The organism is Arthrospira sp. PCC 9901 (assembly GCF_059013425.1).
In genome coordinates this window covers 4,047,771-4,073,097 of record NZ_CP102296.1, presented here as the reverse complement: position 1 = coordinate 4,073,097, position 25,327 = coordinate 4,047,771, and the positions used below count along the sequence as shown (strand labels likewise).

Here is a 25,327-nt window from a genome sequence, read left to right as displayed (position 1 = left end):
CCTTGCCTTTTGGCAGGGAGGTTTTTTTTTGTTTAACTATGGAATATGTGCAAATATCGAACAAACTAGAGGACTATGCTAGAACATGATGTAATTATCGTTGGTGGTGGTTTAGCGGGAAGTCGCGCGGCCGTTGAGATAGCCCGGACTGACCCCAGCCTAAATATTGCTGTTATAGCTAAAACGCACCCCATTAGGTCTCACTCTGTAGCAGCCCAAGGAGGTATCGCGGCGACTCTCAATAATGTTGACCCTGAAGATACCTGGGAAGCCCACGCCTTTGATACGGTGAAAGGGTCAGACTACCTAGCAGACCAAGACGCTGTGGAAATTCTGGCGAAAGAGGCCCCAGATGTAATTATTGACCTGGAACACATGGGGGTTTTGTTTTCGCGCCTCCCGGACGGTCGTATCGCCCAACGGGCTTTTGGTGGTCATACCCACCGCCGCACTTGCTACGCGGCTGATAAAACTGGACACGCTATCCTCCACGAGTTAGTTAATAACCTGCGTCGCTACGGTGTGCATATCTATGATGAGTGGTATGTAATGCGCCTGATTCTGGAAGAAGGGGAAGCGAAAGGTGTGGTGATGTATAATATCCTCGATGGTACTATCCAAGTGGCTAGGGCTAAGGCGGTGATGTTCGCTACGGGTGGCTATGGTCGGGCTTTTAACACTACTTCTAATGATTTTGCCTCTACGGGGGATGGCTTGGCTATGTCGGCTTTGGCGGGGATACCGTTACAGGATATGGAGTTTGTCCAGTTTCACCCGACAGGCCTTTATCCGGTGGGTGTGTTAATTTCTGAGGCGGTACGCGGTGAAGGGGCTTATTTGATTAATAGTGAGGGCGATCGCTTTATGAAAAATTACGCCCCCGGTAAAATGGAGTTAGCCCCCCGTGATATTACTTCTAGGGCAATTACGTTAGAAATTCGTGCCGGACGGGGTATTAATCGTGATGGCACTGCGGGCGGCCCGTTTGTGTATCTGGACTTGCGACACATGGGGCGGGAAAAAATTATGAGTCGCATTCCTTTCTGTTGGGAAGAAGCCCATCGTTTGGTGGGGGTTGATGCGGTGGTTGAACCTATGCCTGTGCGTCCTACGGTTCACTATTCTATGGGGGGTATTCCCACTAATACTGATGGTCGGGTTCTCGCTAGTGCTGATAGTTTGGTAGATGGGTTATTTGCTGCGGGTGAGGCGGCTTGTGTGTCTGTCCATGGGGCTAACCGTTTGGGTAGTAATTCTCTGTTGGAGTGTGTGGTTTATGGGAAGCGGACGGGGGCGGCGATCGCACAATTTGTACAAAACCGTAAATTGCCAAATGTCAACGAGTCGCACTACCTCCAAGAAGCTAAAAATCAGGTACAGGAATTACTGGATAAGTCGGGGGACTGTCGCATTGGTCAACTTCGACAAGAATTTCAGGATGCTATGACTTTGCATTGTGGAGTTTTTCGCACTGAAGATGTCATGCAGGAGGGCTTAAATCAGCTTCAGCTATGCCGTGAACGTTACCAAAATATTTATTTGGATGACCGGGGTAAATTGTGGAATACAGAAGTTATTGAAGCCTTGGAATTACGGAATATTATGATTGTGGGTGAGATGATTTTGACTTCTGCCCTCAACCGTCGCGAGAGTCGGGGGGCTCACAGTCGCGAGGATTATACTACCCGCAATGACCAGAATTTCCTCAAGCATACTCTTGCTTACTATTCCCAGGCTGGCATTGATTTGGCTTATCGTCCTGTGGCTATTACTATGTTTGAACCCCAGGAACGCAAGTATTAAATCACTCAAATTATCATCTCCCCTGTGACCAAAGAAGACTTTTACAGGGGAGAAAATTTAATTGATAATTCAAGATATCGGTCAGGGAAAGGCGATCGCCTACGGGGTTCCGGTATACCTCGCCTCCCACGGAAAAGATTAATACACCCGCCACTGTGAACACAAGCTGACTTCCCAGAAACCGGGTTTCTGAAATCTTGACATTTGGGATGGGATAGTGGAAAGTGGGTGATTGGTGATGATTTCGGGTAAACAGTTCCCGGTGAAGAATGCGCTTAACCAATTATTATGTCTGAAGAAAACTTAGAAGAAACCGCCGAAGAAACCGCCGAAGAAACCGCCGAAGAAACCGCCGAAGAAACGGCAAAGGGATTGGGGCAGAGTGATGGTAATTCCCAAATCCGGTTTAAACGGGAGGGTGAGAATTTACTGCTGATTTTACCAGAGGAAGGCGATCGCTCTGAGAACTCCAACAGTAGTAGTTGGGGGGATTTGTTGCAGGTGATGAAACATCGGATCACAGGGGAGGAACATAGCTGGGAAGAGGGGCTAGAAGTGCATCTGGTCAGCCAAAATAGGCTGTTAGATAGTCGTCAATTGCAGGATATTAGAGATATCCTGACATCGGCGAAATTAGAGCTAAAGCGGGTAAGAACAGGTAGGGCGCAAACAGCCGTAGCGGCGGCGACGGCGGGATATTCAGTCGATCGCGAATCGGATCGCGACCATTTAAACCAAAAGGAAAGGGAAAGGACTACAGTAGAGGCTGAACCGCTATACTTAAAGATGACTTTGCGATCGGGGGTAGAAATACGTCATCCGGGGACGGTGGTAGTTTTGGGAGATGTTAACCCAGGTAGTTCCATAGTTGCTAATGGGGATATAATCATTTGGGGTCGTTTGCGGGGAACCGTCCATGCTGGGGCTAAGGGGAACCTGCAAACCATGATTATGGCCTTGCAAATGGAACCGATGCTGATCCGCATAGGGGATCAGGTGGCGCGGGGTCCGGAAAACCCGCCGGAGGAATTTTACCCGGAAGTAGCTTATATGACGGCGAAAGGCATCCGTATTAGCCGGGCTACGGAATTGGGGCGAGTGAAACTCTGGCAAATCAGCAAAGCCTCTAGTGATGCCAGCCTGTAATACTATTGCTGTTGGATATGGCTAGGGAATCTGCTATCATCCGATCGCATTTGTTGCCCATGTAGCGATCGTTAATATTAATAACTGTTAACCAACTAAGAACCCCCATGAGTCGCATTATAGTTGTCACCTCTGGAAAGGGAGGAGTCGGAAAAACTACCTCTACAGCCAATCTTGGCATGGCTCTCGCCCAACGAGGACACTCAGTTGTGGTGATTGATGCTGACTTTGGTTTGAGAAATTTAGACTTGCTGCTGGGACTGGAAAACCGCATTGTATATACGGCGGTGGAAGTCCTATCAGGGGAGTGTCGTCTGGAACAGGCTTTAGTGAAAGACAAGCGCCAACCCCGGTTAGTATTGTTACCAGCGGCTCAAAATCGGATGAAGGATGCGGTAACGCCGGAACAAATGAAGGAGTTGATCAGCCAGTTGAGTCCGAAATATGAGTATATTTTGATTGACTGTCCGGCGGGTATTGAACAGGGTTTCCAAAATGCGATCGCCGCCGCCAGTGAGGCTATTGTGGTAACGACACCGGAAATATCAGCCGTGCGAGATGGCGATCGTGTGATTGGCTTATTGGAGGCGAATGGTATCAAGCGGATACGGCTGCTGATCAACCGGATTAAACCGGGGATGGTAAAAGCTAATGATATGATGTCGGTTCAGGATGTCGAGGAAATTCTAGCCATTCCGCTGGTGGGCGTAGTTCCCGATGATGAACAGGTAATTGTTTCGACTAACAAGGGTGAACCTTTGGTATTAACGGAAACTATTTCTCCGGCGGTGACAGCCTTTAATAATATTGCCCGCCGCCTGGAGGGGGAAAAAGTGCCGTTTATGGAGTTAGACCCAGCGCCTCCTGGTTTTTTTGCGCGACTGCGTAGGCTGTTGTCGTCTAAGATTATGTAGTAACCCTTTGAATAACTCATAGCCGGGGCGGTAGGGGTCTGGGGTCCTTCTCAAGAGGTTACTAGGGACGTGCGGAGTATTGTATCATCGAGGTATTTATCGCCCAGGTATAGGTTTTGATCCACTGATCGATCATCTGGCAACAGCAATGAAAATTAATGAATTTATCGACAAATTTTTGAACCGCAACAGGCCTAACAGTCGTGAAGCGGTGAAACAACGGTTAAAATTAGTTCTCGCCCACGATCGCGCTGATTTATCTCCCGAAGTTATAGAAGCCATGCGGCGGGAGATTTTGGAGGTGGTATCTAGGTATGTGGAAATTGATACAGATGACTCAGAATTTGGGTTAGAAAGCGACCAAAGATCGACTATTTTGATAGCTAACCTTCCGATCAGACGAGTGAGAAAAACCGTCGCGCCGGACTCCTAAACTGGCATTCCCAGGAGAAGGCTTTTTTGTGGTGTCAAACCGACCCGGAGTGGGAGGCTTTAGTCAACCGGCGGCGGGTGCTGCCAATTAAGGAAAAAGTGGTATATTATCAGCCAACATTAGACATCTAGCCTATTATGAAACGGAGTTTCTTTGAGAAACCGGGTTTCTGGGAGTTCGTTGGGAGGAGAGGTATTCGCAGAACCCGACCCTACAATTATTAATTATTAATTATTAATTCTCAAAGCGATCGCTTGCCATTACAAAATAGTTAAATAAGTGTCCATTGAGTCTTTGGTAGCGTTAGTTGGGGGTAAATTTCTGCCTCCAATTAACCATCTCTATTCCCAACGTAACGCACCTTTTTGGCTAAATATTGGTGCGTTACGGCGGATTGGTAAATTTTCGTAAAAATCTCAAGTCTTTGGTAGCGTTAGTTGGGGGTAAATTTCTGCCTCCAATTAACCATCTCTATTCCCAACGTAACGCACCTTTTTGGCTAAATATTGGTGCGTTACGGCGGATTGGTAAATTTTCGTAAAAATCTCAAGTTGGTCGCCGCCTAACGCTACAATAAATAAACTGCCTTATTAACAGTAAGATTATTTTCAGAGGCAATATTTTGAATTAGATAGTATAATTCATCAGGCAAGTTTTCAATTTGAAGTGTAACCATTGCCATCACAGAATAAATTGATTGAGCGATATTACCAGTTTAACTTAATAACTGCCAGAAAATCAACCCAATCCACCTGATTTAGGGGAGTTCGTGAGGAGGAGAGGTATTCGCAGAACCCGATCCTACAATTATTAATTATTAATTATTAATTATTAATTATCCAAGCGATCGCTTTCAATTACAAAATAGTTAAATAAGTGTCCATTGAGGTTTCGGGTAATAGCTTTAATTGCTGATTTTTCAAATCTAGTTCGATTCCTAATGCTTCCAAAGGCAAAACCCCCAAAAGCGGCTCGCGTCCTCCAGGTAATTCTAAGCATTCAAAAGTTCCTTCTCTACCCAATAGGGAAATACTAGCGTCTCGGAAAACTCTGGCTTTACTGAATCCGTTAGCCGTGGCTACATCAACTTCTTTTAGTAATTCTAAACCTAATTGGGCGATCGCATTGGAAGGAAGGCATAATGTCGTAGCTCCTGTATCCACCAGAACATTATTTAAAGTTAGCGATCGCACTTGTTCGACTGGAATCAAACCTTGTCTGGCATTGGCTTGGTCGATCCGGTTCGTTATGGTTAAAGTCGTGATAATTCGGCCCATGGTCTTTTCGGTGGGATTTGACATGATTGTACCTCCTGCTACTCTACCTCAATTATGACTAATTTTTGAGCAGAGGTGGGATTTCCAAAGCCATGGAGTCTCATGATCACCTTCAACTCAGAAACCGGGTTTTTGCCAGTTTCATCACCAGTTTAGCACAAGAAAGCCAACCCAGCCCAGACACAAACGGGGTTGCTCATGTAAAATTATTAATTAGTTAGCGGGATCAGAAACCGGGTTTCTGGAAATCGGCTTTTTTGGGGGAGTTATATTACCTACTATAAAATTATCAATTATTAATGATTAATTTTATCGACTTTTATATTCCAGCTTGGGAAAACTGTAGTCAGTACGATCGCCAGTCGGGATTTTTCGCCAGCGCACTCATTCGCCGGGTCGCCGCCGGGTTGGGTCTCCTGTTGCATAATCATGGAAAAATGCGATCGATTATGGGTTGTCAGTTTCACCCGGGGGACTTGGAGGCCATTCAAACATCCTCCGGGCGGCCGGGTTTCACTTCCAAAAAGAGGGCGATCGCCTTTGGACTCTCTTATCGGACAATGGCCACAATCGCCGGGTCACTTTTCCCCGGAAGCCTTCGAGGATGACCCCGACCTAGCATTGATGACCTGGGGCGACCCCCCTCTGTCACCTTCTCCTAGAAACCTTTAGGGCGACCCTCCCAAAAAAAGCCCCCAGGGGTTGACAACCACCCAGAGTTAATGCTATGATATTGACATATCGCTGTATAATATTGTGTTAGCTTAAACAAAAAAATTGCTAATATTCCCATTGTATAGAATAATAGCATAGTCAAAGACAAAAAGCAACCCCGCCCACTGACCCCAAAAAATGGGGGTGGTAAGGATAGTTTTTGGGGACTGTATCAATTTTATCAGCTAAGTTGTTCTTGATGTCTCCATAGAGTGATACCCTAAGAAATGGCAATATTAAATTCTTCTAAAGCTTGCCGAAACATCGGATTAGCGAAATAAGGAAATAGGCGAAAGCATGGTCAGCACCGCAGAAAAAACAAAAATCGGCTACATTACCCAAGTAATTGGTCCAGTTGTAGATATTAAGTTCCCTGATGGCAAACTGCCGGAAATCTACAACGCTCTGAAAATCTCTGGCAAAAACGAAGCCGGCCAAGAGATTTCCGTGGTCTGTGAAGTTCAGCAACTTCTTGGGGATAACCAAGTGCGATCGGTTGCCATGAGTGGTACAGATGGCTTGGTTCGGGGTATGGAAGCCACAGACACAGGGAGAGCGATTCAGGTTCCGGTGGGTTCTGGAACTCTAGGTCGTATCTTTAACGTTATTGGCGAACCCATTGATAACCTGGGTCCGGTTCCCAATGAAGAAACTTCTTCTATCCACCGCCCAGCACCAGCTTTCGTAGATTTGGAGACCAGCTTATCGGTCTTTGAAACAGGCATTAAAGTGGTAGACCTATTGGCTCCCTATCGTCGTGGAGGCAAAATCGGCCTATTTGGGGGGGCTGGTGTTGGTAAAACTGTAATTATTATGGAGTTGATCAACAACATCGCTAAGGCTCACGGGGGTGTTTCCGTGTTTGGTGGTGTGGGAGAACGTACCCGCGAAGGGAATGACCTCTACAACGAAATGATCGAGTCCGGGGTAATTAACAAGGAAGATCTGGGTCAGTCTAAGGTGGCTCTGGTTTATGGACAAATGAATGAACCCCCCGGAGCGCGGATGCGGGTGGCTCTGTCGGCTCTGACAATGGCTGAATACTTCCGTGATGTCAGTAAACAAGACGTTCTATTATTTATTGACAATATCTTCCGGTTTGTACAAGCGGGTTCGGAAGTGTCTGCTCTCCTGGGACGGATGCCTTCTGCTGTGGGATATCAGCCCACGTTGGGGACGGAAATGGGTGAGCTGCAAGAACGGATTACTTCTACTAAAGAGGGCTCGATTACCTCTATTCAAGCGGTATATGTTCCGGCTGATGACTTGACCGACCCGGCTCCGGCTACTACTTTCGCTCACTTGGACGCGACTACTGTATTGTCTCGTTCTTTGGCATCTAAGGGTATTTATCCGGCGGTTGACCCCCTCGATTCTAGTTCGACTATGTTGCAGCCAGGTGTGGTCGGGGAAGAACACTACCAGACAGCTCGTGCTGTACAGTCTACTTTGCAGCGCTATAAAGAACTGCAAGATATTATCGCGATTCTGGGTCTTGATGAACTTTCCGAGGAAGACCGCCTGGTTGTGGCTCGGGCTCGGAAAATTGAACGGTTCCTATCTCAGCCTTTCTTTGTGGCTGAGGTGTTTACTGGTTCTCCGGGTCAATATGTGCCCCTGGAAAAAACTATTAAGGGCTTCCAGATGATTCTCAATGGAGAACTTGACGATATGCCAGAACAAGCGTTCTATATGGTCGGTGATATCGATATGGCGATCGCTAAAGGCGAAAAAATGAAGGCTGAGAATAAATAACTCGGTCTGATTAACCGGCAAAGGTGTAGTTAGAGAATCAGAGTCAGAGGAAATAATCCGCCTGATTCTGATTCTTGAGTGCAAAAAAGGCGCTTAAATTGTGGATTTTACTATTAATAACTGAAAATGACATTAACTGTGCGTGTTATAGCCCCAGACCAAACGGTTTGGGATGATACGGCTCAAGAGGTGATTCTCCCAAGCACTACAGGTCAGCTTGGTATTCTTAGTGATCACGCTCCCCTACTAACGGCTTTAGATCCGGGAGTTATGAGAGTGAGAGCTAAAAATGAATGGGTGACTATTGCCCTAATGGAAGGGTTTGCCGAAGTTCAAAACAATGAAATAACTGTTCTGGTCAATGGTGCCGAGAAAGGTGCAAATATTGATGTTGAGAAGGCTCGGGAAGCCTTTAATCAAGCTCAAGCAGCCGTAGAAGCTGCTAACGCTGGCGCTAATGTGCAGGACCAACTGAAAGCGAAGCAAGGGTTAAAGCGTGCCAGAGCCCGCCTACAGGCGGCGGGTGATAAGGTGATGGAATAACCAGTTTCTGGTGAAATCAACCACCAAGATCAAAGATCAAAGAGACAAGACAAGGCGTGCTTATAGACAGGGCGTGCCTTGTCTGTGTATTTTTCCGAAAAATGTTGAGTGATGGTTTTTCAGACTGCCAATTAAGTGAACTAGCCAACGACACAGAATAGGATAGTTGCTAATTGATAAGTATTATGGGTAATTTCCCCAGGACGGGAAATACAACCTGGGAGTTAGGGTTTGCCACCACATCAAATGCGATCGCTACCTCTACAGTATTCAATAGATATCGCGAACAGCGAGGAAAGGTTAGTTGGCAAGGAGTCTAACCGTCCCTAGAGGTTCGGTAAATACCCCTTCATGAAAATGACTAACCACCCACAGTATAGAGATAAGAATCGATCCTGAAGATCTTATTCAAATAAGAACCCCCGGACTAAATTAAAGTTTCCAGGTTTGACCTGTGGTCAGATACTAGGGCCAATCAATAGCCCCTGAGTAAAGCCGATTTTGCAGTTATAATAGGAGCAAAGACACCAATATGGGAAAAGTAGTTGGAATTGACTTAGGAACGACAAACTCTTGTGTAGCAGTAATGGAAGGTGGTAAACCTACCGTAATAGCCAATGCAGAGGGTCTTCGCACCACCCCGTCAGTAGTTGCTTATGCTAAAAATGGCGATCAGCTAGTGGGACAAATCGCCAAGCGCCAAGCGGTCATGAACCCGGACAACACATTCTATTCAGTAAAACGGTTCATTGGTCGTAAGCAGGAAGAAGTTAGTAATGAGTCTACAGAAGTTTCTTACAAGGTTCTCAGAGACAGTAGTGGCAACGTTAAGCTAGACTGTCCCGCACGAGATAGACAATTTGCGCCAGAGGAAATTTCCGCTCAGGTACTACGCAAACTGGTGGAAGATGCTAGTACCTATCTAGGGGAAACGGTAACGGAAGCTGTAATCACTGTTCCCGCTTACTTTAATGACTCTCAACGCCAAGCGACTAAGGATGCTGGTAAAATTGCTGGTATTGAAGTTAAGCGGATTATCAACGAGCCTACGGCTGCTTCCCTAGCCTATGGGATGGATAAAAAAAGCAATGAGACTATTTTAGTCTTTGACCTTGGGGGTGGTACTTTTGATGTTTCCATCCTAGAAGTGGGTGATGGGGTATTTGAGGTATTGGCTACCTCTGGTGATACTCACCTGGGTGGTGATGACTTTGACAAAAAAATAGTGGACTACCTCGCTGGGGAGTTCATGAAAGTAGAAGGTGTTGATCTGCGTAAGGATAAACAGGCGCTACAACGCCTAACAGAAGCGTCGGAAAAAGCGAAGCAGGAACTATCTAGCGTTACCCAAGCTGAAATTAACTTGCCGTTTATTACGGCGACTAGCGATGGTCCTAAACATTTGGATATGACCCTCACCCGCGCTAAGTTTGAGGAAATCTGCTCTGATTTAATTGACCGCTGTCGCATTCCTGTGGAAAATGCGATCCGGGATGCGAAACTGGATAAGTCTGCTATTAATGAAGTGGTAATGGTAGGAGGTTCTACCCGTATTCCAGCGGTTAAGGAGTTGGTTAAACGGGTTCTGGGTAAGGAACCTAACCAAACGGTGAACCCTGATGAAGTGGTGGCTGTGGGTGCTGCGATTCAAGCAGGTGTTCTGGCTGGTGAGGTTAAGGATATTCTGCTGCTAGATGTTACTCCTCTGTCTCTGGGTGTGGAAACCCTGGGCGGTGTGATGACTAAGATTATTCCCCGTAATACCACTATTCCTACTAAGAAGTCTGAGGTGTTCTCAACAGCAGTTGATGGTCAGACTAATGTGGAAATTCACGTTCTCCAGGGTGAACGGGAAATGTCCAATGATAACAAGAGTTTGGGAACTTTCCGCCTCGATGGGATTCCTCCGGCTCCCCGTGGTGTTCCTCAAATTGAGGTAACTTTTGATATTGATGCCAATGGTATCTTGAATGTTACTGCTAAGGATAAGGGTACTGGTAAGGAACAATCTATCAGCATTACTGGTGCTTCTACTTTACCGGATACGGAAGTTGAACGCATGGTTAAGGAAGCTGAAAAGAATGCAGCCACCGACCGTGAACGCCGCGAACGTATTGACCGTAAGAACCAGGCTGATACTTTGGCTTATCAGGCTGAAAAGCAAATTTCGGAACTGGGTGATAAGGTTCCCGCTGACGATAAGTCTAAGATTGAGGCTATGATTAAGGACCTGCGGGATGCGATCGCTCAGGAAAATGATGATCAGATTAAAACCTTAACTACAGATCTGCAACAGGCGCTATATACTCTCAGCAGTAATCTATATCAGCAAGCTGGTGGCGCTGCGCCGGGTGCTGATGGGCCTGGACCGGGTGCGGGTCCTACTGATGGTGATGGCGGCGGTTCTGATGATGTAATTGATGCGGACTTCACCGAGGCTAAATAAGTTAGTTAAGGTTGAGTATTGCAGATAATTAGACTCGGATTCTATGATAGAGGGTATTATATTAATATCCCTCTATTTTTTGGGGAATTTGTCGAGGAGGTTCTTTGAAAAAAGCGATCGCACTACGAGAACTCAGACAATTTAGTGATTTTTTGGATCGAGCTATTCGGATTCCTGGAACTTCCCAAGGTATTGGTTTAGATCCTCTCATCGGATTAATTCCTGGTGGTGGTGATTTATTGGGAGCAGTATTAGCTGCATATATTGTGTTTAGGTCTTTCCAATTAGGTGTACCTAAGAAATTATTGCTGATTATGACATACAATATTGTCATAGATACGGTATTAGGAACTGTGCCTATATTGGGTGATTTCTTTGATGTCCTTTGGAAAGCCAATGTTAAAAATGTCGATATTTTAGAATCATATTTAATGGATTCTGAAGATGAAGATATCAACAATATTAACAACTATTCAGACGGAGATTTGAGGGGTAAAGGTTGCCTGATATTTACAGCGGTGTTATTCATCGCATTAATCATAGTTTTAGTATTAATAATTATCGTATTTATCACAGGTTAAATAATGTGTAATTACCTAGATATATAGGCAGAAATTCAGAATAAATCTTGATTATATATCAAAGGGCGATCGCTTTAATCATACTTAACCAAAATTTAACATATAGTAACTGCCAGGATAATTAGGGAGTTGGCTGTTCCCTGTGGTAAGTAAAGACCAGGCACAGCTTACCCCTACTTTTCAGTGTTAAACTTCCTGTAGTATGTATTACCTGTTACCCGATTCAGGTATTATCCAATCAATCACCTGTTTCCTTGACTCCCAGGATTAATTTGAGATTATGGCAAAATCTAAAAAAACCGACAACTCCACATCTGTCAAAATTGACATGAGGGACCCTCAATACTTTTTTAACCGAGAACTGAGTTGGCTAGAATTTAACCGCCGGGTACTAGCGGAAGCATTAGATCCTCGCACGCCACTATTAGATCGTCTAAAATTCATGGCAATATTTAGTTCCAATTTAGACGAATTTTTTATGGTGAGGGTAGCCGGGTTAAAACGCCAAATGGAAGCCCATGTTAATAAACGTACCCCTGACGGTCGCACTCCCAGACAGCAGCTTACAGAAATTCACGAGAAGTTGCTACCCATGGTATCTGAGCAACATAATGTTTTTGATAAAATTATCAAACCTGAACTAGGACAACATAATATTCACCTCCTGAACTACATTGACTTAAATCAGGAACAGCGGAACTATTTACACGAGTATTTCGAGTCACAAATTTTCCCAGTTCTCACTCCGTTAGCCATTGATAGAAGCCATCCTTTTCCCTACTTATCTAACCTCAGTCTTAATCTAGTGGTGGTGCTAAAAAATCCCGAAACTAACGAAGATCTATTGGCTCGAATTAAAGTCCCGAAACTATTACCTAGATTTATTGCTCTTCCTGACCAATCCCAGAAACCGGAAGGCGGCGAAAATTATTTTTGGGCGGGAGTTCCTATCGAACAGCTAATTGCCCATAATTTGGAATTTCTATTTCCGGGGATGAATATTCTGGATTACTATCCTTTCCGAATTACCCGGGATGCGGATTTATCGGTTCAGGAGGATGAGGGGGATGATTTATTACTAGCAATTGAACAGGAGTTAAGAAAGCGACGTTTAGGCGGTTCTGTGGTGAGATTAGAGGTAAATACCGCCATGCCTGAGTATATCCGAGATATGTTAATGGAGGAACTAGAAATAGATCCAGAGGATATTTATAGCTTAGATGGACTGCTAGACCTGAAGGATTTGATGTCATTTATAGGCCTTCCTATACCGGAGTTAAAAGATCCTGATTGGACTCCGGCTCTACCCAAATGGTTAGCTGATAGTGATGCAACTACCTGTTCGAGTAATGGTGAACTGGAAAAGGATATTTTTGCAATTATTCGACAGGGTGATGTATTGGTGCATCATCCCTATCAATCTTTTTCAGCCACTGTACAGCAGTTTATTACCCAGGCGGCGGATGATCCGAATGTGTTGGCGATTAAGATGACTTTGTACCGAACTTCTGGGGATTCGCCAATTATTAATGCTCTCATTGCGGCGGCGGAGAATGGTAAACAGGTGGCGGCTTTAGTGGAGTTAAAGGCGCGATTTGATGAGGAAAATAATATTCATTGGGCGCGGAAGTTAGAACAGCGGGGAGTTCATGTGGTTTATGGGGTGGTGGGGTTAAAAACCCATACCAAAATTGTGATGGTTGTGCGCCATGAAGAAGGTCATATCCGCCGTTATGTTCATATTGGTACGGGGAACTATAACCCGAAAACGGCGAAACTTTATACAGATTTGGGGTTGTTTAGTTGTCGGGAAGAGTTGGGAGAGGATTTAACGGATTTGTTTAATTTCTTGACGGGGTATTCTCGCCAACAGTCCTATCGAAAATTGCTGGTTGCGCCTGTGAATATGCGCGATCGCTTTTTGGGTTTAATTCGCCGGGAAATTGACAACTGTAACGCCGGGAAGACGGGGCGAATTGTGGCGAAGATGAATTCTTTAGTAGACCCGGAAATAATTGCTACTCTTTATGAGGCTTCCATGGCGGGAGTAACGATTGATTTAATTGTGCGAGGGATTTGTTGTTTACGTCCGGGGGTGAAAGGAATTAGTGAAAATATCAATGTAATTAGTATTGTGGGGCGATTTCTGGAACACTCTCGGATTTTCTATTTCCACAATCATGGTGAGGAGGAGGTTTATATTGGTTCAGCAGATTGGATGCCGAGAAATTTAAACCGACGAGTAGAGGCGATCGCACCAGTAGAAGATCCGAAAATTGTCAAAGATTTACAGGAAATCCTAGGGATTATGCTATCAGATAATCGTCATGCTTGGGATTTACAGTCTGACGGGATTTATATTCAGCGTCAACCGGCTGATAAGGCTCCTGAACTAAGCGCCCAAACAATTTTTATGGAAACAGCGGAAACGGGGAAATAAAGTCCCATAAAAGTGCGAAAAAACCCCACCGTTTATAGGTGGGGTAAATTGTCCTAACTGTTAGGAAATCAACCTCTAATTCCCCCTGTTAGAAAGGGAGAATTAAGGAGACCGAATTAGTCTAGGTTAGGCATAGCGAGAACTGGCTCAGTCTCGCGATCAATTCCTTTTTCAAAGCCAGCCACAGCAGCGCGGGCGCGACCTGCGTGCCACAAGTGACCAACCAGGAAGAAGAAAGCGAGAATAAAGTGAGAAGCGGCCAGCCAAGCACGGGGGTTAACGTAGTTGAACCCTTGAGCTTCAGTAATGATACCGCCTACGGAGTTGATAGAACCGTTAGGAGCATGAGTCATGTACTCAGCAGCGCGACGTACTTGCCAAGGCTGAATGTCATTTTTGAGCTTGTTCAGGTCAAGGCCGTTAGGTCCACGCAGAGGCTCAAGCCAGGGGCCTTTGAAGTCCCAGAAACGCATGGTTTCACCACCGAAGATGATTTCACCAGTGGGGGAGCGCATCAGGTATTTACCCAGACCAGTGGGGCCTTGGGCGGAACCGATGTTAGCACCGAGTTTTTGGTCACGAACTAGGAAGACAAAGGACTGAGCTTGGGATGCTTCAGCGTTAGTGGGGCCATAGAATTCGCTGGGATAAGCGGTGTTGTTAAACCAGACGAAAGCAGAGGCAATGAAAGCCATCAGAGACAAAGCACCGAGGCTGTAGGATAGATAGGCTTCTCCAGACCAGATGAAGGCACGACGAGCCCAACCAAAGGGCTTAGTCAAGATATGCCAAACACCACCAGCGATGCAGATCAGACCGATCCAGATATGACCGCCGATGATATCCTCCATGTTGTCCACACCAATTATCCAACCTTCACCACCGAAGGGGGCTTTAAGTAGGTAGCCAAAGATAATCAACGGGTTGAGGGTAGGATTGTTGATGATGCGAACGTCACCACCACCGGGGGCCCAAGTATCGTAAACACCGCCAAAGAACATGGCTTTGAATACGAGTAGAAGCGCACCGCAGCCCAACAGAATCAGGTGATAACCGATGATGTTGGTCATTTGGTTTTTATCTTTCCAGTCGTATCCGAAGAAGGAGGAATATTCTTCCAGGACTTCAGGACCACGAACAGCGTGATAAATGCCACCTAAGCCGAGAACTGCAGAGGAGATCAAGTGTAGTACGCCGACGACAAAGTAGGGGAAAGTGTTAATCACTTCACCACCAGGCCCGACACCCCAACCTTGGGTAGCCAAGTGAGGCAACAGAATCAGACCTTGCTCGTACATGGGCTTTTCGGGAACGAAGTGGGACACTTCAAACAGGGTCATTGCCCCAGCCCAGAATACAATGAGTCCAGCATGGGCTACATGAGCGCCCAGCAGTTTTCCAGAAAGATTGATTAAACGAGCGTTACCAGACCACCAGGCGAACCCTGTGGATTCTTGGTCGCGACCGCCTAAGTAAGAATTGCTAGAGAGCGTTACCACGCGGTAATACCTCCTCAGGGAATACAAAGTTTTGATGAGGTTGATCGGCTGGAGCCATCCAAGCGCGAATACCCTCGTTGAGCAGAATGTTCTTAGTATAGAAGGTTTCAAACTCCGGATCTTCTGCGGCGCGTAATTCTTGTGACACGAAGTCATAAGCACGCAGGTTCACAGCTAGACCCACTACACCGATGGAACACATCCACAGACCTGTTACGGGAACGAACAGCATGAAGAAGTGTAACCAACGTTTGTTTGAAAAAGCAATACCGAAAATTTGAGACCAAAAGCGGTTGGCTGTCACCATGGAATAGGTTTCTTCCGCTTGGGTCGGTTCAAAGGCTCGGAAGGTGTTAGATCCTTCTCCGTCTTCAAACAGGGTGTTTTCTACTGTAGCACCATGAATAGCACATAGTAGCGCACCGCCGAGGATGCCCGCAACTCCCATCATGTGGAAGGGGTTTAGAGTCCAGTTGTGGAATCCTTGGAAAAATAGGATAAACCGGAAGATACCTGCTACACCAAAGCTGGGAGCAAAGAACCACCCCGACTGACCCAAGGGGTACATTAAGAATACGCTCACGAACACGGCAATAGGGCCGGTGAAAGCGATCGCATTATAAGGACGAATGCCAACCAACCGGGCGATTTCCAACTGACGCAGGCAGAACCCAATCAGTGCGAAAGCTCCATGCAGGGCTACAAAAGCCCATAAACCCCCTAATTGGCACCAGCGGGTAAAGTCCCACTGAGCTTCGGGACCCCACAGGAACAGTAGGGAGTGCCCCAAACTGTTAGCGGGGGTGCTGACGGCAGCGGTCAGAAAGTTGCAACCTTCTAGGTAGGAACTGGCGAGTCCGTGGGTGTACCAAGAGGTAACAAAGGTGGTTCCTGTCAACCATCCGCCGATAGATAGATAGGCGCAGGGGAAAAGCAGGATACCCGACCATCCCACAAATACGAACCGATCGCGCTTCAGCCAGTCATCGAGGACATCAAACCATCCTCTAGTGACTTGAGGGCGCTCGACTGCTATAGTCATTTGAGAACGTTCCTCGGGATTTTCTAAAGATCATGCTTTGTTAAGCAAGTTAACATAAATATATATTACAGTTCACATTTTTGGCAAAGATTTCTGAGATTTTTATGAACACACAGACAAAAAAGGCCGCTATGGGCGATCGCATTCTTGAAAAGCAAATCTTAGGTTCGCGTCGCTTCAGTAACTACTTTTGGGCGACCACAATCACTATTGGCGGGGTAGGTTTTCTGCTGGCTGGGCTTTCCAGCTATTTGGGCCAGAACCTGTTACCCTTTGCTGACCCTTCCCAACTAATTTTTCTTCCCCAGGGGCTGGTCATGGGACTTTATGGCACTGCTGCCATATTATTAGCGACATACCTATGGCTAGTCGTTATCTGGGATCTTGGTGGCGGTTACAATAGATTTGACCAGGAAACTGGGGAAATCCAGATTTTTCGTTGGGGGTTTCCTGGCAAGAACCGCCGGGTTGAGTTCAACTGCAATCGTTCCCAAGTCCAATCTATTCGGGTAGATCTCAAAGAAGGACTTAGCCCCCGTCGCGCCTTGTATCTAAAATTAAAGGACAGGCGGGAAATTCCTTTAACCAGGGTGGGCCAGCCTATGGCTTTATCTGAGCTAGAAAATGATGGGGCCCAACTGGCTAAGTTTCTACAGGTTCCCTTGGAGGGACTTTAACATCAGGTACATGAAAAATAGACTACTAACCATGATTAGAGGGTGGCTGTGGCTTTTGTCTCTGGTGTTCCTGGTTCTGGTAACTGGCTGTGGTAACCCATCAGTTGGGGACTCCATGGGGGTCCAAAATACCACGCCACCCGGCGGCAGTCAAAGGGCTGCTTCCATTTCTGCAACTAATAATTCAAGCATAATGAGCAATTTACCAAGACTCGAAGGAAAGGCAACTATTGTCATGACGGTTAACGGATCGCCGATTACCATTGAGGTAGACGGCATAGCAGCCCCAATTACGGCGGGAAATTTTGTAGATCTAGTTAATCGTGGGGTTTATGATGGGGTGTCTTTTCATCGTGTCGTGCGCGACCCACAACCTTTTGTGGTTCAGGGTGGCGACCCCCAAAGTAAGGATGAAACTGTTCCGACTTCTCGGTTAGGTACGGGGGGATTTATTGACCCGGACACTTCCCAACAGCGCTATATCCCCTTGGAAATTAAACCGAGGAATGCGGATGAACCGATTTATGGCAAAACCTTTGATCAGGCTAAGATTAATGTGGCTCCCCTATTAAGCCATACCCGGGGGGCGGTAGCTATGGCTCGTTCCGCATTACCTGATTCTGCTTCCTCTCAGTTCTATTTTGCTCTGTCGGATTTGCCTTTCCTAGATGGCAATTATGCGGTTTTTGGCTATGTTGTCGATGGTATGGCGGTTGTAGACCAAATTGAACAGGGCGATCGCATTGAGTCGGCTAAGATTATTACGGGGTTAGAGGACCTCCAAAATTAGCAGATTGTTACGATTTGCAACAAGAAACTAAGTTTCTGGGTTGGTAAGTGGCTGTGGATGTTGTGGTGACGGGAATAGGTTTGCGTTCGGCTAGTGGTGATCTGAACCAGACTTGGGAAGCTATCATTAAGGGTCAGACGGCGATCGCCTTGTCTCAACCTTTCCGGGAACTTCCCCCGTCGCCTCTAGCAATGTGGGGAAGCCAACCCACCCACCTACAGCCACTAATTCAGCCGACGGTAGCTGAGACTTTAGCAGATGCCAGGTTAGAATTTCCCTTAACTGATTGTGGGGTAGTAGTGGGGTCTTCTCGTGGCTACCAAGCCGATTTAGAAGGACTGGCTAGGGACACTACAGACAGTTGTCTGGGATTATTCCCTGGTTTTCTGCATGGTCAACTAGCTGCTACGATCGCCGCTATAATTGGCTCTGAAGGTCCGGTATTGAGTCCTATGGCTGCTTGTGCGACCGGACTGTGGGCGATCGCTCAAGGATTTGAGTTAATTAAAACCCAACAATGTCAGCGCGTGATCGTTGGGGCACTCGAGGCTCCCATTACTCCCCTCAGTTTAATCGGATTTGCCAAAATGGGTGCTTTAGCCTCCCGGTCTGCTTACCCATTTTCTCGGCGGCGAGATGGTTTAGCCTTGGGAGAAGGCGCGGCGCTTTTGGTATTGGAGTCAGCAGAACTTGCCCATCGCCGCCATGGTAAGATTTATGGGAGTATTTTAGGCTTTGGTGTCACGGTGGATGCCTGCTATCATAATAAGCCTGATGGTGAGGGAAAAAGTGCGATCGCTGCTATTCAAAGAAGCCTTAATGACAGCCATCTTCATCCTACTGATATTGACTATATTCACGCCCACGGAACTGCTACCATTTTAAATGATAAACACGAAGCCTTTATTATTAATCAACTATTCCCCCATGGTGTAGCGGTGAGTTCCACCAAAGGCGCAACAGGTCACACTTTAGGCGCTTCTGGTGCTTTGGGGGTCGCCTTTTGTTTAAAGGCATTAGAACAGCAACTTTTACCGCCTTGTGTAGGGTTACAGGATTTAGAATTTCCCCTAGATGTAGTCACCACTCCCCGGTCAACGGTGGTCAATAATGTGCTGTGTTTAGGGTTTGGATTTGGGGGTCAAAATGTAGCGATCGCTTTAGGAAAAAATCAGCAACTAATCTAGGGATGATTCATGTACCAAACTGCCGGAATTTGATAGATATCAAGACCATGCCAATTTTAGATAGTTTAAATGGGATTCAATGGCAAAATCGACCTAAGTTAATTTCCTTGTTTTCTGGGTGTGGGGGAATGGATTTACCATTTCATCGGGCGGGTTTTCAAGTGGTTTGGGCGATTGATTGTAATGAGGCGGCTTGTCAGACTTTTAGGCGGAATATTTCGGAGAATATCGCCTGTGATAATATTCAAGAAATTGAGATCACTAAAGTTCCCCAAGCTGACTTAATTACCGGAGGTTTTCCCTGTCAAGATTTTTCGATGATTTGGAAGCGTCCCGGACTCACGGGAACCAGGGGAAATCTGTATACCTACTTTTTAGAGTTTATTCGTTACCATAAACCTAAAGCATTCATTGCGGAAAATGTCAAGGGTTTACTCAGTGCCAATAAATATAAGGCGATCGCTAAAATTATTGCGGATTTTGAAAACATAGAACCGGGTTATGTGGTCAAGCCAAAACTGTACAATTTCGCCGATTATGGAGTCCCCCAATATCGGCAAAGAGTCTTAATTGTGGGGGTAAGAATGGATACAGGCTTTAATTTTATTCATCCTTCCCCGGAATATGGAAGCGATCGCCTTTATCCCTATCTCACCGCCAAACAAGCCTTAAAAGATGTGGAAAAAGTGGCTGATAATAATGAACATCAAAGGATCCATTCTCGCACCGTCGAAATTATCAAGCGCATTAAACCAGGGGGAAATTATACAGATATTCCCCAAGATAGCGAATACTATGTCAAAGGAATGATTAGTCATGTATATCGACGACTCCACCCAGACCAACCCTCCACAACTATTATCGCTGGGGGTGGTGGGGGAACTTGGGGTTATCATTATCAAGAACCGCGATCGCTGACTAACCGGGAACGTGCGAGGTTGCAGACTTTCCCGGATGATTTTGTCTTTGAAGGGTCTGTAACCGAAGTTCGTCGTCAAATTGGAAACGCGGTTCCTCCTGATGGTATGGTAGCATTAGTCAAAGCATTAATCCCACTATTTAACAACTCATATAAACCCGTAGATTTATATCAATTCAATCAGGAATTACAGAAACTTTCCCTTAGCGATCGCCTCAAATTAGCCAATTCCGAATCAGCCATCAACTCCCCAAATAGTCTCAGTAGCTTAACCCTTTCACCTCCTCAGCCACAGCCACCCCCCAACCCACAGAACCAGGAAAAGGAGCCACTTTCCAGCCTTGATTAGTCAACCCAGGATGTACCCCTTTTATTCCGGGTATAATAATCGGAATATCAACCACCTCCAACATAGCCAAATCATTAGGACTATTCCCCAAACCAATAGTCGTAATACTTTCCCCCCTATTAACCTGTTGATATCGATTAACCAGCCATTGAACCGCGCCACCTTTTCCCGCCTGGTCTCCAATTAAATGAGAAAAGCGATCGCCAACCACCACATTAAACCCCAGGGCTTTCACGTGATCTGCTAACCTCTCCGGATCCACATGGTGAGGAGTAATAAAAGGCTCAGTAAACTCTCGATTTTTTGCCCGTTGTGCTTCCGGTTCCGACAAACCAGTTAACTGCATAATATCGGCAATATTCAAATCACCGAACCCCGTCAAATCTTCACCAATCGCCGCGCTCAAATCTCGCAAACCGTCGCGCACTTGTGCATAAACACATCCCCGTTGCCTGAAATAGTATTTTCCGGCAATTTTCATCTCCTCAGAAAACAGATAATCTTGATGTGGGGGAATAAAAATAGCACTGCCGTTTTCCACAATAAACGAATCCGTCAACCCGATTTCTGTTGATAATACCTCCACCTCCGCGCGAGTTTTGCTGCTGACCGGGATAATCGGGATCTGTTGTTGTTGGAGGTCTGCGATCGCCCTTATAGCCCCATCGTAGCCATAATCATCAGAATTTAGTAGAGTACCGTCTAAATCAGTAAAAATTAGCAACATAGCACAAGCCCAACACAGCCAAAGCAGTGATATAATGACAAAATTATCACCCTAGTAGTTAGTATATTTGGAATTGTTCATGTCAGTTTTGGCTGCGATCGCGGTTCTTGGAATCTTAATCGTCGTTCATGAGCTTGGCCACTTCATGGCGGCGCGACTTCAACATATCCACGTTAATCGATTCTCCATAGGCTTCGGTCCCGTTTTGTGGAAATATCAAGGCCCAGAAACTGAGTATGCACTGCGAGGCTTTCCCTTGGGGGGTTTTGTCGGCTTTCCCGATGAAGATCCCGATAGTGAAATCCCCAAAGATGACCCAAACCTGTTGAGCAATCGACCAATTTTAGATAGGGCGATCGTAATCAGTGCGGGTGTAATTGCTAACTTGATTTTTGCCTACTTGTTATTAGTGGTTCAGGTAGGAATGATTGGCGTTCCCGACTTTGACTATCAACCGGGTGTCCGAGTCCCCTCTGTAGCCAGTGATGTTAGTTCAGCGGCGGCGAAAGCTGGGATTGAGGATAATGATCTAATCATATCCGTGAATGGAGAGGAACTAGGAGCGGAGTCTAAGTCCATTACCCGCTTGATTGAGGTAATTCAGTCTAACCCTAACCAACCTCTAAAAATGGAAGTTCAACGGGGCGATCGCATTATCCCCGTAGAAGTGACTCCAGAACCAGGCTCCGATGGTAAGGGTCGTATTGGAGTACAACTAAGCCCTAACGGTCAAATTGTCCGTTATCAGGCTGATGGGATAATTGATGCGTTTGTCAAAGGTGCTGAGGAATTTCAGCGGATTTTTAACTTGACTTTGGCGGGGTTTTCCCAACTGATTAATAATTTTCGGGAAACCGCTCCCCAACTTTCCGGTCCCGTCGCTATTGTGGCGATCGGTGCTAATATAGCCCGTTCCGATGCGAGTAATTTATTCCAATTTGCTGCCCTAATTAGCATCAACCTCGCTATAATTAACATCCTCCCTCTCCCGGCTCTTGATGGCGGTCAGTTGGCGTTTCTGCTGATTGAAGCCCTACGGGGTAAACCTTTACCCGAACGGGTACAAGAAAGCGTCATGCAAACCGGATTGATGTTGTTGTTGGGGTTGGGTATTTTCCTGATTATTCGGGATACTGCCAATTTAACCGATCTCAGCTGGGTGCGATCGCTACTCCAATAGGATTGAGCCCAAAATGAGCAGCCACGAACACCATAAACTCCGACATCGCGCCCTAGAAGTTCTTGTGCGTCTCAAGCGTTTATATCCTGATGCCGCTTGTACTCTCAACTATGAGACACCTTTACAGCTATTGGTAGCCACTATCCTCTCAGCACAATGTACTGATGAACGGGTTAATCAGGTGACACCAGCTTTATTTAAGCGCTTTCCTGATGCTTTCTCTTTGGCGACCGCGGATTTGCAAGAACTGGAAACTTTGGTGCGATCGACTGGATTTTATCGCAATAAGGCTCGCCATATCAAAGAATCAAGCCGGATGATTGCTGAGAAATTCGGCGGGGAAGTTCCTAAACGCATGGAACAATTGCTCGAATTACCCGGAGTAGCCCGTAAAACCGCTAATGTGGTCATGGCTAATGCTTACGGGATTAATATGGGCGTGACTGTTGATACCCATGTGCGTCGTCTCAGTCAACGGCTGGGATTGACTCAGCATAAAGACCCCGTTCGCATTGAGCGGGATTTGATGCAGGTTCTACCTCAGCCAGATTGGGAAAATTGGTCAATCCGATTGATTTATCATGGGCGTGGGATCTGTACAGCCCGCAATCCGGCGTGTTACAATTGCAAATTGTCAGATTTATGCCCGTCAGCACAGATCGGCTAGTAGGATTATCTAAACTTGATTAGGAGGCGTTAACTCTAAAAATGGCTAAAAAAAGCATGATCGAGCGTGATAAAAAGCGCAAAGAATTGGTTGATAAATATTCCGACAAGCGCCAAGAACTGAAACAACAGTTTGACAGTGCTACTTCTCAGGTGGAAAAAATGACTATTCACCGCCAGATCCAGCAACTACCCCGCAACAGTTCTCGCACCCGTCTGCGGAATCGATGCTGGGTAACAGGACGGCCTAGGGGATATTACCGCGATTTTGGCTTGTGCCGCAACCAACTGCGAGAAATGGCTCACAAGGGACTTTTACCCGGTGTGGTTAAGTCTAGCTGGTAGGATCGGTGTCGATGGGGAGTTGGGATAATTCCCCGATTCCCGATCAACACTTGACTACTGACCGCAGCAACGCTCGTACCCTAGACTCTGTAATAGTAAATCGCTGACGGCATTGGCGATCGCAAACTCACCAAAAAAGGTTTTGGAAAAGTCGAATGATTCCATCTCCGTCACAATGGCGATCACTAAGCAGCCTAGGTCGTTTTCCCCCTCTATGCGCTGGCGCACGAAAATCTGTGAGGCGCGTTCCGCTATCTCGGCGTTCACCGCTTCCGGTATAAATTCGCGATCGAGCCAGTCATGTAACGTCTTTTTCAGCCACTCCCCTTCCTGTAGGGGATTTTCAACAGGGGGTAGGGTAATCGGTTTGGGCGGTTCAGCCATAATCATATTATCTCTAGTGTGTTTGCTTCAGTTAGTTTTGAATGACAGTCACAACTGGTGACTCTAAGGTTTTTTCTGTCCCAGTGTGATCATCTCGGTCCAGTTGCTCTATTCTAGCTTGGATCAATGCTACTAGGTGAACTCTCACCATTTCCGCAAATATGCGGTTAATCGATGATTCTACCTGGTTAGCCTCGATTTTGCAGCAAACTTGATAGGTTTTATACTTCTTGACTTTATAGGTCTTCGTTTTGGGGTCTAAAACTTTATTGGTGGTGGTGCGACTCTGAATTGATACTGATGGCTTGGGGCGACGATACCAAAATAGACGATAGGACCGAGTATTTTCATTACTCTGAAACCGTAAAATTGTGTCCGTTGAACCCCACATTCTCACAGTGTAAGTATTATCAACTTTGTGGATCCGTAAATATCCCCAATCTTTTTCGGTTTGATTTAACAGTTGACTTAAAGTATTCTCCAGCATCGGATAAGAAAGATTGTTAACCATATTATTGAATCAATAAAAGCTGATTTTAGACTAACTTACCATTCTATCACATTTCGGCGAATATGCAATATGATATATCAGCAATTATTGAAGGATATGCTCAAGGCTATTTCTTAATGGCAAATGATGGGGAAGACTCCCTAGGATGGTACAGCAGCCACCAACGAGCCTTGATTCCCCTAGATGAACGTTTCCGCTATCCGCGATCGCTTCAACGATTCCTTAATCAAAATCGCTTTCAAGTCGCTATTAATCGCGATTTTGAAGCGGTGGTTCAAGGCTGCGCTGACCGCGAAAATACTTGGATTTCGGCGGAATTAAAGAGCATTTATCAAGTGTTAAATAGACAGGGATGGGCTCATAGTTTCGAGACCTGGGAAGGCGATCGCCTCGCTGGGGGGATTTTGGGAATTGCGATCGGCGGCGCTTTTATCGGCGAGTCTATGTTCTTTAATATTCCTAATGGCTCAAAAGTCGCAATGGTCAAGCTCGTTGAACACCTGCGACAACGGAATTTTCTCCTATTTGATGCTCAAATGAATAACCCCCATTTAGAACGTTTTGGGGCTTTTATTATCAGTAAAAATCAATATAATCAGTTATTGTCACAAGCCCTGAGAAGAAGGTGTTTTTTTTCCGAAAATTCACCCCGGACTTTTAATGACAGCCAGTAGCTTCAGAATCAGCAAATTAGGGATGATGACCGGAGCATTGAACTGATCCGCATCAATGGCTGAAAACCTCACAGATGGCTCAACCAGCCCTCATCCCATCAATTATTAATAAGCTCCCCCACCTCCTCCTGAATTAGGAGTATCATTAACAGGAGGATCTTGGGCTTGACAGGCGGAAGCATTAAAGGGATTATTGCAGGCTGCTACAACTCCGTCACTTATGGATGAGTCTCTCGCCTCAGCGACAGTGGTTATGCTGAACGTAGACCCGACGACTAAAACTAAGACAGTTGTAAATTTGAGTAAGCATCTCATAATGGAACAT

General features: G+C 46.0%; 26 protein-coding genes. 19 read left to right on the top strand and 7 right to left on the bottom strand.

The window, feature by feature from the left end; all coding sequences use genetic code 11:
* Window positions 1–75 precede the first annotated feature (75 nt).
* From NLZ44_RS18165 to minE, 4 genes are all read left to right on the top strand, one after another.
* Window positions 76–1,803: a succinate dehydrogenase/fumarate reductase flavoprotein subunit gene (locus NLZ44_RS18165; RefSeq protein WP_493750683.1), complete on the top strand. Its 1,728-nt coding sequence runs from the start codon at window positions 76–78 to the stop codon at window positions 1,801–1,803.
* 288 nt (window positions 1,804–2,091) lie between these two features.
* Window positions 2,092–2,949, top strand: a complete 858-nt coding sequence (minC, locus tag NLZ44_RS18160; RefSeq protein ID WP_493750682.1) for a septum site-determining protein MinC — start codon at window positions 2,092–2,094, stop codon at window positions 2,947–2,949.
* 107 nt (window positions 2,950–3,056) lie between these two features.
* Entirely contained in the window at window positions 3,057–3,863 is an 807-nt protein-coding gene (gene minD / locus NLZ44_RS18155; protein ID WP_006670760.1) for a septum site-determining protein MinD, read from the top strand.
* A gap of 148 nt (window positions 3,864–4,011) precedes the next feature.
* Window positions 4,012–4,296: a cell division topological specificity factor MinE gene (gene minE / locus NLZ44_RS18150; protein WP_493750681.1), complete on the top strand. Its 285-nt coding sequence runs from the start codon at window positions 4,012–4,014 to the stop codon at window positions 4,294–4,296.
* A gap of 857 nt (window positions 4,297–5,153) precedes the next feature.
* On the opposite strand, the gene NLZ44_RS18145 is transcribed toward minE, so the two are convergent.
* The gene (locus NLZ44_RS18145; protein WP_493750680.1) at window positions 5,154–5,597 is read right to left on the bottom strand and encodes a retroviral-like aspartic protease family protein; all 444 of its coding nucleotides are present in this window, start codon (window positions 5,595–5,597) and stop codon (window positions 5,154–5,156) included.
* Between the two features lie 275 nt (window positions 5,598–5,872).
* On the opposite strand from NLZ44_RS18145, the gene NLZ44_RS18140 reads away from it, so the two are divergent.
* From NLZ44_RS18140 to ppk1, 7 genes are all read left to right on the top strand, one after another.
* On the top strand, window positions 5,873–6,181 hold the full coding sequence (locus NLZ44_RS18140; RefSeq protein ID WP_493750679.1) for a hypothetical protein: 309 nt from the start codon (window positions 5,873–5,875) through the stop codon (window positions 6,179–6,181).
* 403 nt (window positions 6,182–6,584) lie between these two features.
* Window positions 6,585–8,042, top strand: coding sequence for a F0F1 ATP synthase subunit beta (gene atpD, locus NLZ44_RS18135; RefSeq protein WP_493750678.1), 1,458 nt, complete (start codon window positions 6,585–6,587; stop codon window positions 8,040–8,042).
* A gap of 126 nt (window positions 8,043–8,168) precedes the next feature.
* Window positions 8,169–8,585, top strand: coding sequence for an ATP synthase F1 subunit epsilon (gene atpC / locus NLZ44_RS18130; RefSeq protein WP_111892368.1), 417 nt, complete (start codon window positions 8,169–8,171; stop codon window positions 8,583–8,585).
* A gap of 185 nt (window positions 8,586–8,770) precedes the next feature.
* A complete protein-coding gene (locus NLZ44_RS18125; protein WP_321201213.1) occupies window positions 8,771–8,905 on the top strand; it encodes a hypothetical protein in 135 nt (44 codons plus the stop codon).
* Window positions 8,906–9,117: 212 nt separating this feature from the next.
* Entirely contained in the window at window positions 9,118–11,031 is a 1,914-nt protein-coding gene (gene dnaK / locus NLZ44_RS18120) for a molecular chaperone DnaK (protein WP_111892366.1), read from the top strand.
* A gap of 104 nt (window positions 11,032–11,135) precedes the next feature.
* Window positions 11,136–11,612, top strand: coding sequence for a DUF4112 domain-containing protein (locus NLZ44_RS18115; RefSeq protein ID WP_493750677.1), 477 nt, complete (start codon window positions 11,136–11,138; stop codon window positions 11,610–11,612).
* Window positions 11,613–11,892: 280 nt separating this feature from the next.
* Window positions 11,893–14,052, top strand: a complete 2,160-nt coding sequence (ppk1, locus tag NLZ44_RS18110) for a polyphosphate kinase 1 (RefSeq protein ID WP_493750676.1) — start codon at window positions 11,893–11,895, stop codon at window positions 14,050–14,052.
* 116 nt (window positions 14,053–14,168) lie between these two features.
* Here the strand turns inward: ppk1 and psbC are convergent, their stop codons facing one another.
* Window positions 14,169–15,551, bottom strand: a complete 1,383-nt coding sequence (gene psbC, locus NLZ44_RS18105; RefSeq protein ID WP_493750675.1) for a photosystem II reaction center protein CP43 — start codon at window positions 15,549–15,551, stop codon at window positions 14,169–14,171.
* Window positions 15,535–16,593: a photosystem II D2 protein (photosystem q(a) protein) gene (gene psbD, locus NLZ44_RS18100; protein ID WP_006620420.1), complete on the bottom strand. Its 1,059-nt coding sequence runs from the start codon at window positions 16,591–16,593 to the stop codon at window positions 15,535–15,537. Before psbD ends, psbC begins: the two co-directional genes overlap by 17 nt.
* A gap of 104 nt (window positions 16,594–16,697) precedes the next feature.
* On the opposite strand from psbD, the gene NLZ44_RS18095 reads away from it, so the two are divergent.
* The 4 genes from NLZ44_RS18095 to NLZ44_RS18080 are packed head-to-tail and all read left to right on the top strand — an operon-like array spanning window position 16,698 to window position 20,515.
* Window positions 16,698–17,270: a photosystem I assembly protein Ycf4 gene (locus NLZ44_RS18095; protein ID WP_493750674.1), complete on the top strand. Its 573-nt coding sequence runs from the start codon at window positions 16,698–16,700 to the stop codon at window positions 17,268–17,270.
* Between the two features lie 10 nt (window positions 17,271–17,280).
* Entirely contained in the window at window positions 17,281–18,060 is a 780-nt protein-coding gene (locus tag NLZ44_RS18090; RefSeq protein ID WP_008049763.1) for a peptidylprolyl isomerase, read from the top strand.
* Between the two features lie 47 nt (window positions 18,061–18,107).
* Window positions 18,108–19,247 carry a beta-ketoacyl-ACP synthase gene (locus tag NLZ44_RS18085; protein WP_493750673.1) on the top strand — a complete coding sequence of 380 codons (1,140 nt, stop codon included), beginning with the start codon at window positions 18,108–18,110 and terminating at the stop codon, window positions 19,245–19,247.
* A 47-nt stretch (window positions 19,248–19,294) separates the two neighbouring features.
* Entirely contained in the window at window positions 19,295–20,515 is a 1,221-nt protein-coding gene (locus NLZ44_RS18080) for a DNA cytosine methyltransferase (protein WP_493753030.1), read from the top strand.
* Here the strand turns inward: NLZ44_RS18080 and NLZ44_RS18075 are convergent.
* Window positions 20,427–21,242, bottom strand: coding sequence for an HAD-IIB family hydrolase (locus NLZ44_RS18075; protein ID WP_493750672.1), 816 nt, complete (start codon window positions 21,240–21,242; stop codon window positions 20,427–20,429). The two genes, NLZ44_RS18080 and NLZ44_RS18075, sit on opposite strands and share 89 nt — an antisense overlap.
* Before the next feature lie 79 nt (window positions 21,243–21,321).
* On the opposite strand from NLZ44_RS18075, the gene rseP reads away from it, so the two are divergent.
* Genes rseP through rpsN form a run of 3 tightly spaced genes read left to right on the top strand, consistent with a single transcriptional unit; the run spans window position 21,322 to window position 23,433 of the window.
* Complete coding sequence (gene rseP, locus NLZ44_RS18070; protein WP_493750671.1) at window positions 21,322–22,422, top strand: RIP metalloprotease RseP; 1,101 nt, start codon at window positions 21,322–21,324, stop codon at window positions 22,420–22,422.
* Window positions 22,423–22,435: 13 nt separating this feature from the next.
* Window positions 22,436–23,089 carry an endonuclease III gene (gene nth / locus NLZ44_RS18065; protein ID WP_190593817.1) on the top strand — a complete coding sequence of 218 codons (654 nt, stop codon included), beginning with the start codon at window positions 22,436–22,438 and terminating at the stop codon, window positions 23,087–23,089.
* 41 nt (window positions 23,090–23,130) lie between these two features.
* Window positions 23,131–23,433: a 30S ribosomal protein S14 gene (gene rpsN / locus NLZ44_RS18060; RefSeq protein ID WP_315646702.1), complete on the top strand. Its 303-nt coding sequence runs from the start codon at window positions 23,131–23,133 to the stop codon at window positions 23,431–23,433.
* Between the two features lie 54 nt (window positions 23,434–23,487).
* Here rpsN and NLZ44_RS18055 read toward each other — a convergent pair whose 3' ends face one another.
* Complete coding sequence (locus NLZ44_RS18055; protein ID WP_006617915.1) at window positions 23,488–23,817, bottom strand: DUF8822 family protein; 330 nt, start codon at window positions 23,815–23,817, stop codon at window positions 23,488–23,490.
* Window positions 23,818–23,848: 31 nt separating this feature from the next.
* Window positions 23,849–24,328 (bottom strand): hypothetical protein, encoded by a 480-nt coding sequence (locus tag NLZ44_RS18050; RefSeq protein WP_315646701.1) that lies wholly within the window; start codon window positions 24,326–24,328, stop codon window positions 23,849–23,851.
* A gap of 62 nt (window positions 24,329–24,390) precedes the next feature.
* Here NLZ44_RS18050 and aat point away from each other — a divergent pair, with 62 nt between their 5' ends.
* Complete coding sequence (gene aat / locus NLZ44_RS18045) at window positions 24,391–25,002, top strand: leucyl/phenylalanyl-tRNA--protein transferase (protein ID WP_493750670.1); 612 nt, start codon at window positions 24,391–24,393, stop codon at window positions 25,000–25,002.
* A gap of 105 nt (window positions 25,003–25,107) precedes the next feature.
* On the opposite strand, the gene NLZ44_RS18040 is transcribed toward aat, so the two are convergent.
* Window positions 25,108–25,317: a hypothetical protein gene (locus NLZ44_RS18040; protein WP_493750669.1), complete on the bottom strand. Its 210-nt coding sequence runs from the start codon at window positions 25,315–25,317 to the stop codon at window positions 25,108–25,110.
* Between the last annotated feature and the right edge of the window lie 10 nt (window positions 25,318–25,327).

Coding starts and splice junctions, on each gene's coding strand:
- minC (WP_493750682.1), top strand. CDS start 2,092: ATGTCTGAAGAAAACTTAGAAGAAACCGCCGAAGAAACCGCCGAAGAA.
- NLZ44_RS18095 (WP_493750674.1), top strand. CDS start 16,698: ATGAACACACAGACAAAAAAGGCCGCTATGGGCGATCGCATTCTTGAA.
- NLZ44_RS18075 (WP_493750672.1), bottom strand. CDS start 21,242: ATGTTGCTAATTTTTACTGATTTAGACGGTACTCTACTAAATTCTGAT.
- nth (WP_190593817.1), top strand. CDS start 22,436: ATGAGCAGCCACGAACACCATAAACTCCGACATCGCGCCCTAGAAGTT.
- dnaK (WP_111892366.1), top strand. CDS start 9,118: ATGGGAAAAGTAGTTGGAATTGACTTAGGAACGACAAACTCTTGTGTA.
- ppk1 (WP_493750676.1), top strand. CDS start 11,893: ATGGCAAAATCTAAAAAAACCGACAACTCCACATCTGTCAAAATTGAC.
- rseP (WP_493750671.1), top strand. CDS start 21,322: ATGTCAGTTTTGGCTGCGATCGCGGTTCTTGGAATCTTAATCGTCGTT.
- atpC (WP_111892368.1), top strand. CDS start 8,169: ATGACATTAACTGTGCGTGTTATAGCCCCAGACCAAACGGTTTGGGAT.
- NLZ44_RS18080 (WP_493753030.1), top strand. CDS start 19,295: ATGCCAATTTTAGATAGTTTAAATGGGATTCAATGGCAAAATCGACCT.
- minE (WP_493750681.1), top strand. CDS start 4,012: ATGAAAATTAATGAATTTATCGACAAATTTTTGAACCGCAACAGGCCT.
- NLZ44_RS18055 (WP_006617915.1), bottom strand. CDS start 23,817: ATGGCTGAACCGCCCAAACCGATTACCCTACCCCCTGTTGAAAATCCC.
- psbD (WP_006620420.1), bottom strand. CDS start 16,593: ATGACTATAGCAGTCGAGCGCCCTCAAGTCACTAGAGGATGGTTTGAT.
- rpsN (WP_315646702.1), top strand. CDS start 23,131: ATGGCTAAAAAAAGCATGATCGAGCGTGATAAAAAGCGCAAAGAATTG.
- aat (WP_493750670.1), top strand. CDS start 24,391: ATGCAATATGATATATCAGCAATTATTGAAGGATATGCTCAAGGCTAT.
- atpD (WP_493750678.1), top strand. CDS start 6,585: ATGGTCAGCACCGCAGAAAAAACAAAAATCGGCTACATTACCCAAGTA.
- NLZ44_RS18145 (WP_493750680.1), bottom strand. CDS start 5,597: ATGTCAAATCCCACCGAAAAGACCATGGGCCGAATTATCACGACTTTA.
- minD (WP_006670760.1), top strand. CDS start 3,057: ATGAGTCGCATTATAGTTGTCACCTCTGGAAAGGGAGGAGTCGGAAAA.
- NLZ44_RS18165 (WP_493750683.1), top strand. CDS start 76: ATGCTAGAACATGATGTAATTATCGTTGGTGGTGGTTTAGCGGGAAGT.
- NLZ44_RS18050 (WP_315646701.1), bottom strand. CDS start 24,328: ATGGTTAACAATCTTTCTTATCCGATGCTGGAGAATACTTTAAGTCAA.
- NLZ44_RS18040 (WP_493750669.1), bottom strand. CDS start 25,317: ATGAGATGCTTACTCAAATTTACAACTGTCTTAGTTTTAGTCGTCGGG.
- NLZ44_RS18140 (WP_493750679.1), top strand. CDS start 5,873: ATGATTAATTTTATCGACTTTTATATTCCAGCTTGGGAAAACTGTAGT.
- NLZ44_RS18090 (WP_008049763.1), top strand. CDS start 17,281: ATGAAAAATAGACTACTAACCATGATTAGAGGGTGGCTGTGGCTTTTG.
- NLZ44_RS18125 (WP_321201213.1), top strand. CDS start 8,771: ATGGGTAATTTCCCCAGGACGGGAAATACAACCTGGGAGTTAGGGTTT.